General features: G+C 61.3%; 16 protein-coding genes. 11 read left to right on the top strand and 5 right to left on the bottom strand.

Translation table 11 applies throughout. From position 1 onward, the window contains the following. Positions 1-185 precede the first annotated feature (185 nt). From F7R20_RS15855 to F7R20_RS15845, 3 genes are all read left to right on the top strand, one after another. Positions 186-2672 carry a circularly permuted type 2 ATP-grasp protein gene (locus tag F7R20_RS15855; RefSeq protein ID WP_003197269.1) on the top strand — a complete coding sequence of 829 codons (2487 nt, stop codon included), beginning with the start codon at positions 186-188 and terminating at the stop codon, positions 2670-2672. Beyond that, positions 2672-3565 (top strand): transglutaminase family protein, encoded by an 894-nt coding sequence (locus F7R20_RS15850; protein WP_003197271.1) that lies wholly within the window; start codon positions 2672-2674, stop codon positions 3563-3565. The genes F7R20_RS15855 and F7R20_RS15850 overlap by 1 nt, the downstream gene beginning before the upstream one ends. Before the next feature lie 89 nt (positions 3566-3654). Continuing rightward, on the top strand, positions 3655-4032 hold the full coding sequence (locus tag F7R20_RS15845) for an NUDIX hydrolase (protein ID WP_003197272.1): 378 nt from the start codon (positions 3655-3657) through the stop codon (positions 4030-4032). Between the two features lie 73 nt (positions 4033-4105). Here F7R20_RS15845 and F7R20_RS15840 read toward each other — a convergent pair whose 3' ends face one another. Together F7R20_RS15840 and F7R20_RS15835 are read right to left on the bottom strand one after the other, a co-directional pair. Continuing rightward, positions 4106-4294: a hypothetical protein gene (locus F7R20_RS15840; protein ID WP_003197274.1), complete on the bottom strand. Its 189-nt coding sequence runs from the start codon at positions 4292-4294 to the stop codon at positions 4106-4108. Positions 4295-4362: 68 nt separating this feature from the next. After that, positions 4363-4950: an LOG family protein gene (locus F7R20_RS15835; RefSeq protein WP_003197276.1), complete on the bottom strand. Its 588-nt coding sequence runs from the start codon at positions 4948-4950 to the stop codon at positions 4363-4365. A 342-nt stretch (positions 4951-5292) separates the two neighbouring features. Here F7R20_RS15835 and azu point away from each other — a divergent pair, with 342 nt between their 5' ends. Then, positions 5293-5739 (top strand): azurin, encoded by a 447-nt coding sequence (azu, locus tag F7R20_RS15830; protein WP_003197280.1) that lies wholly within the window; start codon positions 5293-5295, stop codon positions 5737-5739. Positions 5740-5921: 182 nt separating this feature from the next. Here the strand turns inward: azu and nadE are convergent, their stop codons facing one another. The 3 genes from nadE to F7R20_RS15815 all read right to left on the bottom strand — a co-directional run bounded on the left by nadE (position 5922) and on the right by F7R20_RS15815 (position 9164). Next, positions 5922-6749: an ammonia-dependent NAD(+) synthetase gene (nadE, locus tag F7R20_RS15825; RefSeq protein WP_003197282.1), complete on the bottom strand. Its 828-nt coding sequence runs from the start codon at positions 6747-6749 to the stop codon at positions 5922-5924. 4 nt (positions 6750-6753) lie between these two features. Next, the gene (gene pncB, locus F7R20_RS15820) at positions 6754-7980 is read right to left on the bottom strand and encodes a nicotinate phosphoribosyltransferase (protein WP_003197284.1); all 1227 of its coding nucleotides are present in this window, start codon (positions 7978-7980) and stop codon (positions 6754-6756) included. A 275-nt stretch (positions 7981-8255) separates the two neighbouring features. Further along, positions 8256-9164, bottom strand: coding sequence for a LysR family transcriptional regulator (locus tag F7R20_RS15815; protein ID WP_003197285.1), 909 nt, complete (start codon positions 9162-9164; stop codon positions 8256-8258). Between the two features lie 178 nt (positions 9165-9342). Between F7R20_RS15815 and amaB the strand changes: the two genes are divergently transcribed. From amaB to F7R20_RS15780, 7 genes are all read left to right on the top strand, one after another. Beyond that, a complete protein-coding gene (gene amaB / locus F7R20_RS15810) occupies positions 9343-10833 on the top strand; it encodes an L-piperidine-6-carboxylate dehydrogenase (protein ID WP_003197288.1) in 1491 nt (496 codons plus the stop codon). 155 nt (positions 10834-10988) lie between these two features. Continuing rightward, positions 10989-12272 (top strand): L-pipecolate oxidase, encoded by a 1284-nt coding sequence (gene amaA / locus F7R20_RS15805; protein ID WP_003197290.1) that lies wholly within the window; start codon positions 10989-10991, stop codon positions 12270-12272. Positions 12273-12641: 369 nt separating this feature from the next. Continuing rightward, positions 12642-13778 (top strand): ABC transporter substrate-binding protein, encoded by a 1137-nt coding sequence (locus tag F7R20_RS15800; RefSeq protein WP_003197293.1) that lies wholly within the window; start codon positions 12642-12644, stop codon positions 13776-13778. A 163-nt stretch (positions 13779-13941) separates the two neighbouring features. Further along, positions 13942-14856 carry an ABC transporter permease subunit gene (locus F7R20_RS15795; RefSeq protein ID WP_003197295.1) on the top strand — a complete coding sequence of 305 codons (915 nt, stop codon included), beginning with the start codon at positions 13942-13944 and terminating at the stop codon, positions 14854-14856. Between the two features lie 2 nt (positions 14857-14858). Further along, the gene (gene livM / locus F7R20_RS15790; RefSeq protein ID WP_003197297.1) at positions 14859-16139 is read left to right on the top strand and encodes a high-affinity branched-chain amino acid ABC transporter permease LivM; all 1281 of its coding nucleotides are present in this window, start codon (positions 14859-14861) and stop codon (positions 16137-16139) included. Further along, positions 16136-17008 carry an ABC transporter ATP-binding protein gene (locus F7R20_RS15785; protein ID WP_003197298.1) on the top strand — a complete coding sequence of 291 codons (873 nt, stop codon included), beginning with the start codon at positions 16136-16138 and terminating at the stop codon, positions 17006-17008. Before livM ends, F7R20_RS15785 begins: the two co-directional genes overlap by 4 nt. Then, a complete protein-coding gene (locus F7R20_RS15780) occupies positions 17005-17721 on the top strand; it encodes an ABC transporter ATP-binding protein (protein ID WP_003197300.1) in 717 nt (238 codons plus the stop codon). Before F7R20_RS15785 ends, F7R20_RS15780 begins: the two co-directional genes overlap by 4 nt. The last annotated feature ends 146 nt before the right edge of the window (positions 17722-17867 follow it).

The following is a 17867-nucleotide window of genomic DNA, read 5'->3' as shown; positions in this document are numbered from 1 at the left end:
CTGTCGAGTGCAACGAGGCTGCGATCTTTCCCCAGACACTTGAGTCCCAAGCGAAAGATCAAAAGATCGCAGCCTCCGGCAGCTCCTACAGGGCACGACCCAGCGTCTGGTCACACTCTTCCACCTATCCGGGCGTCATGCGCTTGCGCTAGTCTCACCTTTTATTGCCGTCTGCCGAGCTTTCCATGCCTGACCTGCTTGACCGTTACCCGCTGACGACGGGCACCTATCACGAACTGTTGGACGACAACGGTGCGGTGCGTCCGCACTGGCGGCGGTTGTTCGATCAGTTGCAGCGCAGCACGCCGGCTCACCTGATCCAGCGTCAGGCGCTGCTGGCTCGGCAGATCCAGGAAAACGGTGTCACCTATAACGTCTACGCCGATCCGAAGGGCGCCGACCGGCCGTGGGAGCTGGACCTGCTGCCCCACGTGATCGACCCGCAGGAATGGAAACATCTGTCGGCCGGGATCGCCCAGCGTGCGCGGCTGCTCAATGCGGTTCTGGCCGACCTGTATGGGCCACAGCGGCTGATCAGCGAAGGGCTGCTGCCGGCAGAGCTGGTATTCGGGCACAACAATTTCCTTTGGCCCTGCCAGGGCATTACCCCACCGGATGGCAGCTTCCTGCACTTGTATGCGGTGGATCTGGCGCGCACGCCCGATGGCCGATGGTGGGTCACGGCGGATCGGACCCAGGCGCCTTCGGGGGCCGGTTATGCGCTGGAAAATCGCATGATCGTTTCCCGCGCGTTCCCCGAGCTGTATCGCGACCTGAGGGTGCGCCACCTGTCCGGGTTCTTCCGCACCTTGCAGGAAACCCTGGCACGACAGGCACCCAGCGACGGTGAGTCGCCACTGGTGGTGCTGTTGACGCCGGGGCGGTTCAACGAAAGTTATTTCGAGCATCTTTATCTGGCACGCCAGCTTGGCTATCCGCTGGTGGAGGGGGGCGACCTGACCGTGCGGGACGCCACGGTCTACCTCAAGACCCTCAGTGGCCTGCGCCGGGTCCACGCCATCATGCGCCGGCTCGACGACGATTTCTGCGACCCCCTGGAGCTGCGTACCGATTCAGCCCTCGGCGTGCCGGGACTGCTGGAAGCGGTGCGCCAGGGCCGTGTGCTGGTGGCCAATGCCCTGGGCAGCGGCGTGCTGGAGTCACCGGGCCTGTTGGGGTTCCTGCCGAAGATCAACCAGTATCTGTTCGGCGAGGAATTGATACTGCCGTCCATCGCCACCTGGTGGTGCGGTGAGCCGCCGGTGCTGGCCCAGGCCCTGGAAAAGCTGCCGCAACTGTTGATCAAGCCGGCGTTTCCTTCCCAAAGCTTCACCCCGGTGTTCGGCCGGGACCTGAACGAGGCGCAGCGCGGCCAACTGGCGGCGCGCATGCAGGCTCGGCCCTATGCCTATGTCGCCCAGGAGCTGGCGCAACTGTCCCAGGCCCCGGTCTGGCAGGCCGAAGACGGGCACATCCAGCCTCGGGCCATTGGCATGCGCGTGTATGCCGTGTCCGGGAAGGATGATTATCGGGTGCTGTCGGGGGGCCTGACCCGCGTGGCCGCCGAGGCCGACGCCGAAGTGGTGTCGATGCAGCGCGGCGGCGCCAGCAAGGATACTTGGGTGTTGGGCGAGCAGGCCCCCGGTGGTGAACAATGGACGGCCCAGCGAACCGTAGGCGTCCACGACCTGGTTCGACGCGATCCGTACCTGCCGTCGCGGGTGGTGGAAAACCTGTTCTGGTTCGGCCGTTACTGCGAACGCTGCGACGACAGCGCGCGGCTGCTGCGGATCATGTTGGGGCGTTACGTCGATGGCGACGACCCGCAGGCCCTGCAGTCGGCGGTGTCCCTGGGCGAAAGCCTGATGCTGCTGCCTGAGGAGGGCGAGCTGCACGAGCGTTTGCTGGCGGCGCTGTTGGGGGACGATTGGTCGTTCAGCCTGCGCTCCAACCTGCAGCGCTTGCAGTGGGCGGCCTCGCAGGTTCGCGGCAAGCTGTCCCGGGAGAACTGGCAGGCGCTGGTGGAGTTGCAGCGCGAAGCGATGGAGCTGGAAACCGAGGAGCCGGATTTCGGTGAGTTGCTGGATTTCCTCAATCGGCTAGTGATGTCCCTGGCGGCGTTGTCCGGATTTGCCTTGGACGACATGACCCGCGACGAGGGCTGGCGCTTCTTGATGATTGGCCGGCGCCTGGAACGCTTGCAGTTCCTCAGCAGCAGCCTGGCGGCGTTTTTGCGCAGCGATGCAGTGTTCGACCAGGCTGGGCTTGAGTGGCTGCTGGAACTGGGCAACAGCAGCATCACCTACCGTTCGCGCTACCTGGCTGTGGCGCAACTGATCCCGGTGCTGGACCTGTTGTTGCTGGACGAACAGAACCCCCACGCGGTGCTTTTCCAGTTAAAGCTGGTGGCCCGCACGCTCAAACGCCTGAACGACGATTTTGGCGCACCGAAGGAAACGGCCTTGCCAGAGTTGGTGACGCGTCTTTCTCGCTTTGACTTGCGTTGCCTGGAAAACCCCCTGTTTGGTGAGGCCAGCCTGCGCGCAGCACTTGATGGGCTGGCCGACCTGTTGCAGGAAGTGGCCGATGTCGGTGGCCAGGTATCCGATCGCCTGGCCTTGCGTCATTTCGCCCACGTCGATGACGTCAGCCAACGTACGGTGTCCGTCTGATGAGCGCTCGTTACCAGATACTCCACGACACCCATTACCACTACGACAGCCCGGTGTCCCTGGCCCAGCAGCTTGCCCATCTGTGGCCGCGCGCCTGTGACTGGCAGCGTTGCACCGAACAGCAGTTGCTGATCAGCCCGGAGCCGACGACCCGTCGCGATGAGCAGGATGTGTTCGGCAATCCGCTGACGCGCCTGGCCTTCGAACGCCCCCACGACGAGCTGCTGGTCAATGCTCGCCTGGGCGTCGAGGTGCTGTCTCGCCCCGCGCTGGACTTCAACCTGTCCCCGGCCTGGGAGTCGACCTGCAACGCGCTGACTTACAGCGGCCGGCCACTGGCGGCGCCATTGCTGGAGGCGTGCCGTTTTCGTTTCGAGTCACCGTATGTGCACCTCAAGCGCAGCTTCGTCGAGTTTTCCGAAAGTTGCTTCCCGCCGGGGCGACCGTTGATGGTTGGCGTGCGGGCGCTGATGGAAAAGATTTTCGATGAGTTCACCTTCGATGCCGAAGCCACCCAGGTGGCCACGCCGCTGGTGGAGGTGCTGGAGCGGCGGCGGGGCGTGTGCCAGGACTTCGCCCACTTGATGCTGGCCTGCGTACGTTCTCGCGGGCTGGCGGCGCGTTACGTCAGTGGCTACCTGCTGACCCAGCCGCCACCCGGCCAACCAAGGCTGATTGGCGCCGATGCGTCCCATGCCTGGGTCTCGGTGTATTGCCCGGTATTGGGTTGGGTGGACTTCGACCCGACCAACAACGTCCAGCCGGCCTTGGAACACATCACCCTGGCCTGGGGCCGGGATTTTTCCGATGTGTCGCCGTTGCGGGGAGTGATCCTGGGCGGCGGCAATCATGACCCCGAGGTACGGGTGACGGTGATGCCGCTGGAGTCATGATCGCTGTGTGGAAAATGTGGGAGCAAGCTCGGCTCCCACAGGGTTAGGCTCCCACAGGTTGTGTGTCCTGTGGATGATGAGGTTTCACCATGTTCCCGGTTTCCATCAAAGGCGTGCTGCAATCTCCCGAAGGCCTGGTCGTGCTGATGCTCAACGAACGGGACGAATGGGAGCTGCCCGGTGGACGGATCGAGCTGGGCGAAACGGCGCCGCAGTGCCTGGCACGGGAGATCGATGAGGAGCTGGCGGTTGAGGTAAGCGTGGGGGAGCCGCTGGATTCGTACTTGTTCGAGGTCATTCCCGGCAAGCACGTCTTCATCTCCACGTACCGCTGCCAGTTGCTGGGCGGTTTCGTGCCGATGATCAGCCATGAGCACAAGCAGATCGGGTTGTTCGAGCCTGGCCAATTGCCGGCCAATCTACCTGCAGGCTATCGCCTGTCGATTATCAAGGCGCTGGGATTGTGAGGGCCGGCAGTGGGACTGCCGGCCCTGGACACAGAACCGGGGGGCCGGATCGAATCATCGGGCCCTGGGGGTATCAGGCGTCGGGAGCCTGATCTTTCGGTGCATCAACATCATCTTCTGCCGCCACTTCGCCTTCGGCATCCGGGGTCAGTGCGGCTTCTTCTTCAGCTGTGGCTTTCTTGCGCTGCAGCTTTTCCTCTTTCTTCTGCTCCTTGGCCAAGTCTCTCTGACGTTTGGCGAAGGAATAATTGGGTTTGGCCATGGGCGATCCTCTGGGGTCGAAGGTGAGGTTGAGCGGCGCATATTCTGCCCTGTATCGGGGCCGAGCCGTTAGCTGGGTTTTTGTTCGGCCCACTTTGGCTGCACTGACGGTTGCCATTCGTCCAGCGCATCGAGCAGGTTCTGCGCTGATTCGCTCACTTGCAGCATGTCACGATGGGGCGCGCGGACGAAGCCTTCGCCGACGATATGATCGAGAAAACCGGTGAGCTTGCTGTAGAAACCGTTCACTTCCAGCAACCCCAGCGGTTTGCCGTGGTAGCCGAGCTGGCCCCAGGTCCAGACTTCGAACAGCTCCTCCAGCGTGCCGAGGCCGCCGGGCAGGGCGATGAAGGCATCGCTGAGTTCGGCCATGCGTGCCTTGCGGGCGTGCATGCCGTCCACCACTTCCAGGCGGGTCAGGCCGCTGTGGCCGATTTCCTTGTCCTTGAGGCTTTGCGGGATGATGCCGATGACCTCGCCGCCGGCCGCCAGGGCTGCGTCAGCGACGATCCCCATCAGGCCGACGGCACCGCCGCCGTAGACCAGGGTCAATTTTCGTTCCGCCAATGCCCGGCCCAGGGCCTGCGCCGCTTCACGATACGCTGGATCGGTGCCGGTGCTGGCGCCGCAAAATACACAAACAGACGCGATGGACATGCTTTACTCCATGATCAGTAACCGACCCAGAGTAAAGCCTGGCCTTGATCGCGCAAAGCGTTTAAACCTCGCGTTGAGGCTTTTCGTAGGTGCCACTGGCGCCGCAGGCGTAGGCGGCGAGCAAGCTGCATAACAGGCTGTTGACGTTCATGATGGGCGCTCCCGAGAGGTGGTGAGGCTGATCATAGAGCGGCGTCATCCCTCTGGCTGGTTGATTGTGTCCATCAGGCTGATAGCCTTAAGTTGTATACAATCTTTGATTCAGGTCATAGGAACTTGTCTGAAATTCAGGCAGTCTTCCCCTTTGACGGATTTTTGTTAACCATGCCTTGGAGATTCACGATGTTTGCCAAACTTGTTGCAGTATCCCTGTTGACGCTGGCCAGCAGCCAACTGATGGCAGCGGAGTGCAAGACCACCATCGACTCGACCGACCAGATGTCCTTCAACACCAAGGCCATCGAGATCGACAAGAGCTGCAAGACGTTCACCGTTGAGCTGACGCATTCGGGCAGCTTGCCGAAAAACGTCATGGGCCATAACTGGGTGCTGAGCAAAGAGGCTGACATGCAGCCGATCGCCACCGATGGCCTGGGCGCTGGCATCGACAAGAATTACCTGAAAGAAGGTGATACTCGCATCATCGCCCACACCAAGGTCATCGGAGCCGGGGAAAAAGACTCGGTGACCTTCGACGTGTCTAAACTGGCTGCCGGTGAGGCATACGGTTTCTTCTGCTCGTTCCCGGGCCACATCTCGATGATGAAAGGCACCGTTACCCTGAAATAATCAGCTTCAGGCACAAAAAAGCGGCGCTTCTTTCAGAAATGGGAAGCGCCGTTTTTTTGGGTTTTTTTCGGTGGGTGTCTGGTTGTTTTGGGGTGTATATCCGTTTTTTGCGTAACGGATATACACACCAACCCACGCCCCTCAGCCATCGCGAGCAAGCCCGCTCCCACAGTGATTACCCGTTACGGAGCGTAAGGCATCACCCGCTTGTGCTCAGTCTTGCGATAAGTCTCGCAAATGATCCTGAACGCCTCGTCCCGCACAGGCTCGCCGTGCAGGAACGCATCGATCTCGGCATAGGTCACACCGTGGGAGGCTTCGTCCGGCTTGCCTGGGGACAGGTCCTCAAGGTCGGCCGTGGGGATTTTTTCCACCAGCGACTCCGGCGCACCAAAGTCACGGGCAATGGCCCGGACCTGGTTTTTCACCAAGCCACTCAACGGCGCCAGGTCGCAGGCGCCATCACCGAACTTGGTGAAGAAACCCATCACCGCTTCGGCGGCATGGTCGGTGCCGATCACCAGGCCGTGCTCGGTGCCCGCGATGGTGTATTGCGCCACCATGCGCATCCTCGCCTTGGTATTGCCCAGCACGAAATCCCGCGAGACCGCTGCCTTGCCTTCGAACGCCGCGACTTGATCGGCCAAGGCCTTGACCGCCGGGCCGATGTTGACGGTATGGCGCTCGTCCGGGTCGATGAAGTCCACACAGGCTTGGGCTTCATGCTCGTCGAACTGGGTTTCGTACGGCAGGCGCACGGCGATGAACTTGTAGGCGGCGTTACCGGTTTTCTCCCGCAGTTCGCGCATGGCACGTTGGGCCAGCAGCCCGGCGGTCAACGAGTCAACGCCACCGCTGATGCCCAGCACGAGGGACTTGAGTCCGGAGTTGACCAGGCAATCCTGAATAAAGCTCACCCGACGGGCGATTTCGGCCTTGAGGGCCGCGTCATCGGTGAACGGCGGCTGGACCTTGAGCTGTTCAGCAATCTCACGCTGTACGGCTTGCATGAATTCACTCCTTGCTTGATGTGTCAGAAAGGGCGGCAGGTACTTGGAAAACATGTCGCATGTAGGCGACGAAATTCGGGTCTTTGCAGTGGGTCTTGCCGGGCTCGTCTGAAATTTTGGCCACGGGTTGCCCGTCACAGCTGATCATTTTAAGCACGATGCTCATCGGCTCTACACCTGGAATGTCACACGTCAGGTTGGTGCCAATACCGAAGCTGACATTAATGCGACCACGCAATGCCCGAAAAATCTCCAGGCATTTGGGCAATGTCAGGCTATCGGAGAACACCAGGGTCTTGCTCATCGGGTCGATGCCGAGCTTGTGATAGTGGGCAATGGCTTTTTCGGCCCAGATCACCGGGTCGCCCGAGTCATGGCGCAAACCGTCGAACAGCTTGGCGAAGAACAGATCGAAATCCTTGAGGAAGGCGTCCATGGTGATGCAATCGGTCAGGGCGATCCCCAGCAGGCCCCGGTACTCGCGCACCCAGCAATCGAGGGCGGCGATCTGGCTGTCGATCAGTCGCGGGCCCAGTTGCTGGTGGGCCATGATCCACTCATGGGCCATGGTGCCCAGGGGCTTCATGTCCAGTTCCCGGGACAGGTGCACGTTACTGGTGCCGACGAAACGCCCGGGGAAATCGTGCTTGAGCACGTTGACCACTTCTTCCTGGACGCGGAAGGAAAAACGACGACGGGTGCCGAAGTCCGCGACTTGCAGTTCGGACAGTTCTTCGGCGCTGGCGTTGGCGCTCAGCCAGTCGAACTTGCGATAAAGCTGTTCCCGCGCCTGTTCCAGGACGATTTCACGATAGCGATAACGATTGCGTACCTCGCTGACGATGGCCAGCAGCGGCACTTCGAACAGAATGACGTGCAGCCACGGCCCGCGCAGGCGGATGAACAACTCGCCGTTTTCGATACCGGTGTGCACGTAGCGCAGGTTGAAACGAAACAGGCCCAGGAAACGCAGGAAGTCCGGCTTCATAAAGCTGATGCGCTCCAGGAAACCCAACTGGTCGGCGCTCAGGCTCAACTCGGCCAGGCGCTCGATCTGAAAGCGGATCTCCGCCAGGTACGGGCGCAGGTCTTCGCTGTTGCGGCAGCGAAATTCCCATTCGACTTCGACGTTGGGGTAGTTGTGCAACACCGCCTGCATCATCGTCAGTTTGTAGAAGTCGGTGTCGAGCAGGTTCTGCACGATACGATCGGCAAATACGCTCTCGCTCATAGGGTTCTCCAGACAGGCCGCAGCCGTGGGCAGCGAGGTTCGGCGGTTTGTAGTGAAAGGGCTAGTGGCGCATATCACTCATGATGATTGCCAGTTTTTTTTGGTCACTGGGTCTTTTTCGGCAAAGAGCGTTATCTTTGGCGAGGGGATTTAGCGAAACGTCGCACCGCCCCGCTGTGGGAGCAAGGCTTGCCCGCGATACAGGCGACTCGGTTTCCGGGAGGCTGTGGCGCGTTCTTCGCGGGCAAGCCTTGCTCCCACAGGTTCGCGTCGGGTTATGCCGGTATATCCGGGGTGTCGATCTGCTCCAGCATCCACTCCACAAAAAGCCGCACCTTGGGTACTTCCGCCGAATGTTCCGGATAGGCCAGGTAATAGGCGTTGGTGCTGGGCATCGCGTGTTGCCAGGGGATGACCAGTTTGCCGTCGGCCAGTTCTTCCTCCACCAGAAACCGCGGCAGCAGGGCGACGCCGCAGCCGACCTGGGCGGCGCGGATGCACATGTAGAAGGTTTCGAAACGCGGCCCGTGGTAGCTGTGTTCGGTGTGATAGCCCTGATTGTCGAACCAATCGTGCCAGGCCTGGGGCCGCGAGGCGTTTTGCAGCAGCACCAGCTCGGCCAGTTGGGTCGGGTCGGTGAAGGGCTGGTCAGGCAGGCTGCCGGGCGCACAGACCGGCACCAGTTCTTCGCCAAACAGCTTCAGGGATTCGGTGCCGGGGCGCGAGCCTTGGCCGAAATAGAACGCCAGGTCGCTGCGCCCTTGCAGCAAATCGTCGGCCTCCTGCTCGCTGCACAGATCCAGATGAATCTTCGGATGCCGCAATCGCCAGCCCTTCAAGCGTGGGACCAACCAGCGGGCGCCGAAGGTCGGGGGCGTGGAAACGCGCAGGACTTCGGTGTCGCCGCCGTAGGAGCGCAGGTAATGGGTAGACATCTCCACCTGCGTGAGGATTTTTCGCACTTCCCCCAGGTACAAATCACCGGCTGGCGTCAGTTGCAAGCGTCGGCGCACGCGTCGGAACAGCAAGTGCTGCAGCAACTCCTCCAGTTGCGCGACCTGTTTGCTGACGGCGCTCTGGGTCAGGTTCAGCTCTTCGGCGGCACGGGTAAAGCTCAGGTGGCGGGTCACCGCTTCGAAGCATTGCAGCGCCGTGATCGACGGCAAATAGCGTTTATTGAGCATGATGAGGCCTTATTTCTTGTGGCTCTGCTTATCCGGTCATGGCCAGCATGAATAAACGGAATGATATCTCGCTTAAAGGTCGTTTGTTGGCAAGTCTCGAGCCAGCTACAACTACAGGTCTGATCAGTCGCATTCGTCCGGCTGCCAATCCTTTGTCTTTCGTGTGAGGAAATTTTCCATGGTTGCTGCATTGCTTGATCGCTTGGGCGTTGACTCGGCCCTGTACCAGAACGGCACACAACCGGTGCATTCGCCCATCGATGGCAGCCGTATCGGCGCCGTGAACTGGGAAGGCGCGGCTGAAGTCGAGCAGCAGGTCAGCCGTGCCGAACACGCCTTCGACCTGTGGCGCCAGGTGCCGGCCCCGCGTCGCGGCGAGCTGGTGCGTCAATTTGGCGACCTGTTGCGTGAATACAAGGCCGACCTTGGCGAACTGGTGTCGTGGGAAGCCGGCAAGATCACCCAGGAAGGCCTGGGTGAAGTGCAAGAGATGATCGACATCTGCGACTTCGCCGTCGGCCTGTCTCGCCAGCTGTACGGCCTGACCATCGCCTCCGAGCGTCCGGGCCACCACATGCGTGAGTCCTGGCATCCGCTGGGCGTGGTCGGGGTGATCAGTGCCTTCAACTTCCCCGTGGCGGTCTGGGCCTGGAACACCACGCTGGCCCTGGTGTGCGGCAACGCGGTGATCTGGAAACCGTCGGAAAAGACCCCGCTCACCGCCCTGGCGTGCCAGGCGCTGTTCGAGCGCGTGCTGAAGAACTTCAGCGATGCACCGCCGTACCTGAGCCAGGCGATCATCGGCGGTCGCGATGCCGGTGAAGCGCTGGTGGATGACCCGCGCGTGGCCTTGATCAGCGCCACCGGCAGCACCCGCATGGGCCGCGAAGTGGCGCCGAAAGTCGCCGCGCGTTTCGCCCGCAGCATTCTGGAACTGGGCGGCAACAACGCCATGATCCTGGCCCCGAGCGCCGATCTGGACATGGCCGTGCGCGCCATCCTGTTCAGCGCCGTCGGCACCGCCGGCCAGCGTTGCACCACCCTGCGCCGGCTGATTGCCCATGAATCGGTGAAGGATGAAATCGTCACCCGCCTCAAGGCCGCCTATTCGAAAGTGCGCATCGGCCATCCGCTGGAAGGCAACCTGGTCGGGCCGCTGATCGACAAGCACAGCTTCGACAGCATGCAGGATGCGCTGGAGCAGGCCTTGAGCGAAGGCGGGCGAGTCTTCGGTGGCAAGCGCCAGCTTGAAGACCAGTTTCCGAATGCCTATTACGTCTCGCCAGCCATCGTCGAGATGCCCGAGCAGAGCGATGTGGTGCGCCACGAAACCTTTGCACCGATCCTGTACGTGGTCGGCTACAAGGACTTTGCCGAGGCCTTGCACCTGAACAACTCCGTGCCCCAGGGCCTGTCGTCTTGCATCTTCACCACCGACGTGCGTGAAGCCGAGCAATTCATGTCGGCCGTGGGCAGCGACTGCGGCATCGCCAACGTCAACATCGGCCCGAGCGGCGCGGAGATCGGCGGCGCATTCGGGGGCGAAAAAGAAACCGGTGGCGGTCGCGAATCCGGCTCCGACGCCTGGCGCGGCTACATGCGCCGCCAGACCAACACCGTGAACTACTCGCTGGAGTTGCCATTGGCGCAGGGGATTACCTTCGACTGAGGTCGAGTCAACAAAGTCCCCTGTGGGAGCGAGCTTGCTCGCGATAGCGGTCTGTCAGTCACATAGTTATTGAATGTGCCGCCGCCATCGCGAGCAAGCTCGCTCCCACAATGAATTTGTGTGTAGTGGTTAGGTTTCTTTTTCGGAGTCTGGCAATGCCGTTACGCGAAGAATGTCTGTGGGAAAAACTGACGCCGCAAAGGCCTGAAAACAGCGCGCTCACCGGCGAAGTCACGGCTGACGTCTGTGTGATCGGCGCGGGTTTTACCGGGCTGTCGGCGGCGGTGCATTTGCTCGAGCAAGGCAAACGCGTGGTTGTGCTGGAAGCTCATCGGGCCGGGCACGGCGGATCGGGGCGTAACGTCGGGTTAGTCAACGCCGGCCTGTGGATCCCGCCGGATGACATCGAGGCCGGGTTCGGCGAGGCGGTGGGCAGCCAGCTCAATCGCATGCTGGGGGCGGCGCCGGCCCTGGTGTTCAGCCTCATCGATAAATACAACATCGATTGCCAACTGCGCCGCGAAGGCACCCTGCACATGGCTCATAACGCCCGGGGCGAGGCCGACCTGCGCAGTCGCGAAGAGCAATGGAAGCGCCGTGGTGCGCCGGTGGAATTGCTCACCGGCCAGGCCTGTGTCGATGCCACCGGCACGTCGAAAATCGCCGCGGCACTGCTCGACCGCCGCGCCGGCACGCTCAACCCGATGGCCTACACCAGCGGGTTGGCCAAGGCGGCCACGGACCTTGGCGGCCAATTGTTCGACCACTCGCCGGTGACGCGCCTGGAACGCCAAGGCCAGCGCTGGTCGGTGCAGACTGCCCAGGGTTCGGTGCTGGCCGAGCAGGTGGTGATCGCCTCCAACGCCTATACCGAGGGCGACTGGACCGAACTGCGGCGCAATTTCTTCCCCGGTTATTACTATCAGGTCGCCTCGGTCCCGCTGACCGACGAGGCCGCCCGACGCATTCTGCCGGGCGGGCAGGGCTCGTGGGATACCCGCCAGGTGTTGAGCAGCATCCGCCGGGACAAGGACGGCCGTTTGCTGCTGGGCAGCCTGGGCAACGGCAACCGCAAGCCGACCTGGTTCCTCAAGGCCTGGGCCGACCGGGTGCAGCAGCATTACTTTCCTTACCTCAAGTCGGTGGAGTGGGAGTGCACCTGGACCGGTTGCATTGCCTTCACCCCCGATCACCTGATGCGTCTGTTCGAGCCCGCTCCCGGGCTGGTGGCCGTTACCGGCTACAACGGTCGGGGCGTGACCACCGGCACGGTGGTCGGCAAGGCGTTCGCCGATTACCTGTGTCACGGTAATGCCCAGGCCCTGCCGATCCCGTTCGCACCCATGCAGCCATTGGCCGGGGTGGGATTGCGCAGTTGCCTGTATGAGGCGGGCTTTTCCCTGTATCACGCGGGCCAGTGCCTGCGGATCGTCATTTGAGTGTTGAAAATTGTTGCTGGAAGCCGCGTTTTCCGGCGTAGCGTCTAGCCTGTTATGGTGCGGGTTGTAGCAATCGCGCACCGACAGTGTGCAGTTCGGTGACGTGGGTTGTTACACAGTGGTTGCACGCCGTTTCGTGCGATGGTTGCAATGATGGCTCACGGAGGGTTTCACCCATTTAAATAAAAGGTTGCACCTCGTGCGGTTTAGACGGTTGCACGCCCTATGAAAAAGGGCTCGAAACAGTCGAAATAACAATAAAGCAGCGACTTTTTTCAGAATAAAAAACCGATGGCACGGCCCTTGCTCTGAGCTTTTCAGTGAAATGAAGTCGCAGTGCCAACTAAAAAAACCTTGGAGCACCACCTCATGTCCCAGACGTTTTACAAGAAAGGTTTCCTGGCCCTCGCAGTGGCAACTGCGTTGGGTGTTTCTGCGTTTGCTCAAGCTGATGTGAAATTTGGTGTGGCGGGGCCGATGACCGGCGCCAATGCTGCATTTGGCGAGCAGTACATGAAGGGTGCCCAGGCGGCAGCCGATGCCATCAACAAGGCAGGTGGCGTCAACGGTGAGAAGATCGTACTGGTCGCTGGCGACGACGCCTGCGAACCCAAGCAGGCCGTGGCCGTGGCCAACCGCCTGGTTGACCAGGACAAGGTGATCGGCGTGGTCGGGCACTTCTGCTCGTCCAACACCATCCCGGCCTCGGAGGTCTACGACGAAGCCGGCATCATCGCCATTACCCCGGGCTCCACCAACCCTGCAGTCACCGAGCGCGGCCTGAACGCCATGTTCCGCATGTGCGGTCGTGACGACCAGCAGGGCATCGTGGCGGGCGACTACATCGTCGACGTGCTCAAGGGCAAGAAAGTGGCCGTGCTGCACGACAAGGACACCTACGGCCAAGGCCTGGCGGATGCCACCAAGGCACAACTGGCCAAGCGTGGCGTGAAGGAGGTGCTGTACGAAGGCCTGACCCGCGGCGAGAAAGACTTCAGCGCCGTGGTGACCAAGATCCGTGCGGCGGGTGCCGACGTGGTCTACTTCGGTGGCCTGCACCCGGAAGCCGGCCCGCTGGTTCGCCAGTTGCGCGAGCAAGGCCTCAAGGACGTGAAGTTCATGTCTGACGATGGCATCGTCACCGACGAACTGGTCACCACCGCCGGCGGCGCGCAATACGTCGATGGCGTGTACATGACCTTTGGTGCCGACCCGCGCCTGCTGCCAGACAGCAAGGCCGTGGTTGAAGAGTTCCGCAAGAACGGCACCGAGCCTGAAGGCTACACCCTGTACGCCTACGCTTCGGTCCAGGCCCTGGCCGCCGGCTTCAATGGCGCCAAGTCCAATAAGGGCGAAGACGCGGCCAAGTGGCTCAAGGCCAACTCGGTCCAGACCGTGATGGGCAAGAAGGAATGGGACACCAAGGGCGACTTGAAAGTCTCCGACTACGTGGTTTACCAGTGGGACAAGGACGGCAAGTATCACCAGCTGGAAAAACAGAAGTAAGGGCCGAAGCGACCGTCCACGCCTTCTTTGGAACCGGGCACGCCCCGGTTTACAAGGGCCGCGCGTCGGTCGTGGCTGACATTGCTCCGACGTAAATCTGTATTTTCCTTAGAAGAACCGCACACCCCAGGGTGTGCAGGTTCTCACTGCGTGAGATTGCGTTATGGATGGTATTTTCCTGCAGCAACTGATCAATGGCCTGACCCTCGGGTCGGTCTATGGTCTGATCGCCATCGGCTACACAATGGTCTACGGCATCATCGGCATGATCAACTTCGCTCACGGCGAGGTTTACATGATTTCCGCTTACCTCGCGGCAATCAGTCTGGCTCTGCTGGCTTACTTCGGTATTGAATCCTTTCCGCTTATGATCCTCGGCACCCTCGTGTTCACGGTCGTGGTCACCGGGGTATATGGCTGGGTCATCGAACGCGTCGCCTATAAACCCCTGCGCAACTCGACCCGGCTGGCACCGCTGATCAGTGCCATCGGCATCTCGCTGATCCTGCAGAACTACGCGCAGATCAGCCAGGGCGCCCGCCAACAGGGTGTCCCGACACTGCTCGAAGGCGCCATGCGCGTCGATATCGGCAGCGGTTTCGTCCAGCTCACCTACACCAAGATTTTCATCCTGATTGCCGCGTTCGCCGGGATGGGCTTGCTGACCTACATCATCAAGTACACCAAGCTCGGACGCATGTGCCGCGCCACCCAGCAAGACCGCAAGATGGCCTCGATCCTGGGGATCAACACCGACCGGGTGATTTCCTACGTGTTCATCATCGGTGCGGCGATGGCGGCCCTGGCCGGCGTGCTGATCACCATGAACTACGGCACGTTCGACTTCTATGCCGGCTTCATCATCGGCATCAAGGCGTTCACCGCGGCGGTACTCGGCGGCATCGGCTCCCTGCCTGGGGCGATGCTCGGCGGGATCATCCTCGGCATTTCCGAGTCGCTGTTCTCCGGTCTGATCAACTCTGACTACAAAGACGTGTTCAGTTTCTCGCTGCTGGTGCTGATTCTGATTTTCCGTCCCCAAGGCCTGCTGGGTCGCCCACTCGTGGCGAAGGTATAAGTATGTCTGCTGCCAATAAATCGATTGATATCAAAAAGAGCGTCATCGACGCGATCCTGGCCGGCCTGATCTCGCTGATCGTGTTCGGGCCGATCGTCGGCGTGGTGCTCGACGGCTACAGCTTCAACCTGCAACCGGCCCGCGTCGGCTGGCTGGTGGCGATCGTGATGATCGGGCGCTTTGCCTTGAGCCTGTTCCTGCAAACTCCCAAGGGACTGAAGATTCTCCAGGGTTTCGAGAGTACCGGCTCCGGCGTGCATGTGCTGCCACCGGACTACAAGTCGCGCCTGCGCTGGGTCATCCCGGCGTTGATCGTGATTGCCATCGTGTTTCCGTTCTTCGCCAACAAATACGTACTCACTGTGGTCATCCTCGGGCTGATCTATGTGCTGTTGGGCCTGGGCCTGAACATCGTTGTCGGCCTGGCGGGGCTGCTCGACCTGGGTTACGTGGCGTTCTACGCCATCGGTGCCTATGGCCTGGCGCTGGGCTATCAATACCTGGGGCTGGGGTTCTGGACGGTACTGCCACTGGCGGCCATCGCGGCGGCGATGGCGGGGTGCATATTGGGCTTCCCGGTGTTGCGAATGCACGGTGACTACCTGGCCATCGTGACCCTGGGTTTTGGCGAGATCATTCGCCTGATACTCAACAACTGGCTGTCGTTCACCGGCGGGCCGAATGGCATGCCCGTGCCGTCGCCAACCTTTTTCGGCCTGGAGTTTGGTCGAAGGGCCAAGGATGGTGGGGTGCCGTTCCATGAGTTCTTCGGCATCGACTACAACCCCAATATCAAATTCCTGTTCATCTACATCGTGCTGTTCATCACGGTACTGCTGGTGCTCTATATCAAGCATCGCCTGACCCGCATGCCAGTCGGGCGTGCCTGGGAAGCCCTGCGCGAGGATGAAATCGCCTGCCGCTCCATGGGCCTGAACCATGTGCTGGTCAAGCTCTCGGCCTTCACCATTGGCGCCTCCACGGCGGGCCTGGCAGGGGTGTTCTTTGCCAGTTACCAGGGCTTCGTCAACCCGTCTTCGTTCACCTTCTTCGAGTCGGCGCTGATCCTGGCCATCGTGGTGCTGGGCGGCATGGGCTCGACGGTCGGCGTGGTGATTGCCGCCTTCGTACTCACTGTGGCGCCGGAGCTGCTGCGCAGTTTCTCCGAATACCGGGTGCTGCTGTTCGGCGTATTGATGGTGTTGATGATGATCTGGCGTCCGCGCGGCCTGATCCGTATCAGCCGTACCGGGGTGACGCCGCGCAAGGGGGTAGCGCCATGAGCGAAGTCGTACTCAAAGTTGAAAACCTGATGATGCAGTTCGGTGGCATCAGGGCCCTCAGCGACGTCAGCCTGCAAGTCAAACGCAACTCGATCTTTGCCCTGATCGGCCCCAATGGTGCGGGCAAGACCACGGTGTTCAACTGCCTGACCGGTTTCTACAAGGCCACGGGCGGGAAGATCGAACTCAACGTGCGTGGCGAGCAAACCAACGTCATCAAGCTGTTGGGCGAGGCGTTTCGCCCGACTGATTTCGTGTCGCCGAAGTCCTTCGCCAGCCGGCTGTACTACAAGATGTTTGGCGGCACCCACCTGGTGAACCGCGCCGGCCTGGCGCGCACCTTCCAGAACATTCGCCTGTTCAAGGAAATGTCGGTGCTGGAAAACCTGTTGGTGGCCCAGCACATGTGGGTCAACCGCAGCATGGTGGCGGGTATCCTCAACACCAAGGGCTACCGCAAGGCCGAAAGCGACGCCCTGGACCATGCCTTCTACTGGCTGGAAGTGGTGGACCTGGTGGATTGCGCCAACCGCCTGGCGGGCGAGCTTTCCTACGGTCAGCAACGGCGTCTGGAGATCGCCCGGGCCATGTGTACCCGCCCGCAGATCATCTGCCTCGACGAACCGGCCGCCGGCCTCAACCCTCAGGAAACCGAAGCGCTGAGCGCGATGATCCGGCTGCTGCGCGACGAGCATGATCTGACCGTGGTGCTGATCGAACACGACATGGGCATGGTAATGAGCATTTCCGACCACATCGTGGTGCTGGACCACGGCAACGTGATCGCCGAGGGCGGTCCGGAGGCGATTCGCAACGATCCGAAGGTGATCGCGGCCTACCTGGGTGCCGATGAAGAGGAACTGGTATGAGTGGACCTATCCTCGAGCTCAAGGAGCTGGACGTGTTCTACGGGCCGATCCAGGCCCTGAAAAAAGTCTCGATGCACATTGGCGAAGGTGAAACCGTGAGCCTGATCGGCTCCAACGGTGCCGGCAAGTCCACGTTGCTCATGTCGATCTTCGGCCAGCCGCGTGCAGCAGGCGGGCAGATCATCTACCAGGGTGTGGACATCACCCACAAGTCGTCCCATTACATCGCCTCCCATGGCATCGCGCAGTCGCCGGAAGGGCGGCGGGTATTCCCGGACATGACCGTCGAGGAAAACCTGCTGATGGGCACCATCCCCATCGGTGACAAGCATGCCAGTGAAGACATGCAGCGCATGTTCGAGCTGTTTCCACGGCTCAAGGAGCGCCGCAACCAGCGGGCCATGACCATGTCCGGCGGCGAGCAGCAGATGCTCGCCATTGCCCGGGCATTGATGAGCCGGCCAAAGTTGTTGCTGCTCGATGAGCCGAGCCTGGGGCTGGCGCCAATCGTGGTGAAGCAGATCTTCGCCACCCTGCGTGAGCTGGCGTCCACCGGGATGACCATCTTCCTGGTGGAGCAGAACGCCAACCATGCCCTCAAGCTGTCGGACCGGGCCTATGTGATGGTCAACGGCGAAATCCGCCTGACCGGCACGGGCAAGGAGCTGCTCGCCAACGAGGAAGTGCGCAACGCGTACCTGGGCGGGCATTGAGGCGGTTGTTGCAATGAAAATAACCGGCGAGTGATCGCCGGTTTTTTTATATCCCCAGAACACCACCAACCCCTGTGGGAGCGAGCTTGCTCGCGATAGCGGCGTGTCAGCCACTCTCCATGGCACTGACAGACAGCCATCGCGAG

Origin of the sequence: Pseudomonas brassicacearum subsp. brassicacearum (genome assembly GCF_008801605.1) — a bacterium.
GTDB lineage: Bacteria > Pseudomonadota > Gammaproteobacteria > Pseudomonadales > Pseudomonadaceae > Aquipseudomonas > Aquipseudomonas brassicacearum.
Note: the sequence above shows the minus strand (reverse complement) of the source record. Positions and strands in the feature narration are given on the sequence as shown.

Excerpts from the sequence above, each read along its gene's own strand:
- F7R20_RS15855 (WP_003197269.1), top strand. The coding sequence starts at position 186 with ATGCCTGACCTGCTTGACCGTTACCCGCTGACGACGGGCACCTATCAC.
- pncB (WP_003197284.1), bottom strand. The coding sequence starts at position 7,980 with ATGAGCGAGAGCGTATTTGCCGATCGTATCGTGCAGAACCTGCTCGAC.
- amaB (WP_003197288.1), top strand. The coding sequence starts at position 9,343 with ATGGTTGCTGCATTGCTTGATCGCTTGGGCGTTGACTCGGCCCTGTAC.
- F7R20_RS15835 (WP_003197276.1), bottom strand. The coding sequence starts at position 4,950 with ATGTCCATCGCGTCTGTTTGTGTATTTTGCGGCGCCAGCACCGGCACC.
- F7R20_RS15785 (WP_003197298.1), top strand. The coding sequence starts at position 16,136 with ATGAGCGAAGTCGTACTCAAAGTTGAAAACCTGATGATGCAGTTCGGT.
- F7R20_RS15800 (WP_003197293.1), top strand. The coding sequence starts at position 12,642 with ATGTCCCAGACGTTTTACAAGAAAGGTTTCCTGGCCCTCGCAGTGGCA.
- livM (WP_003197297.1), top strand. The coding sequence starts at position 14,859 with ATGTCTGCTGCCAATAAATCGATTGATATCAAAAAGAGCGTCATCGAC.
- F7R20_RS15815 (WP_003197285.1), bottom strand. The coding sequence starts at position 9,164 with ATGCTCAATAAACGCTATTTGCCGTCGATCACGGCGCTGCAATGCTTC.
- nadE (WP_003197282.1), bottom strand. The coding sequence starts at position 6,749 with ATGCAAGCCGTACAGCGTGAGATTGCTGAACAGCTCAAGGTCCAGCCG.
- F7R20_RS15850 (WP_003197271.1), top strand. The coding sequence starts at position 2,672 with ATGAGCGCTCGTTACCAGATACTCCACGACACCCATTACCACTACGAC.
- F7R20_RS15795 (WP_003197295.1), top strand. The coding sequence starts at position 13,942 with ATGGATGGTATTTTCCTGCAGCAACTGATCAATGGCCTGACCCTCGGG.
- azu (WP_003197280.1), top strand. The coding sequence starts at position 5,293 with ATGTTTGCCAAACTTGTTGCAGTATCCCTGTTGACGCTGGCCAGCAGC.
- amaA (WP_003197290.1), top strand. The coding sequence starts at position 10,989 with ATGCCGTTACGCGAAGAATGTCTGTGGGAAAAACTGACGCCGCAAAGG.
- F7R20_RS15845 (WP_003197272.1), top strand. The coding sequence starts at position 3,655 with ATGTTCCCGGTTTCCATCAAAGGCGTGCTGCAATCTCCCGAAGGCCTG.
- F7R20_RS15780 (WP_003197300.1), top strand. The coding sequence starts at position 17,005 with ATGAGTGGACCTATCCTCGAGCTCAAGGAGCTGGACGTGTTCTACGGG.
- F7R20_RS15840 (WP_003197274.1), bottom strand. The coding sequence starts at position 4,294 with ATGGCCAAACCCAATTATTCCTTCGCCAAACGTCAGAGAGACTTGGCC.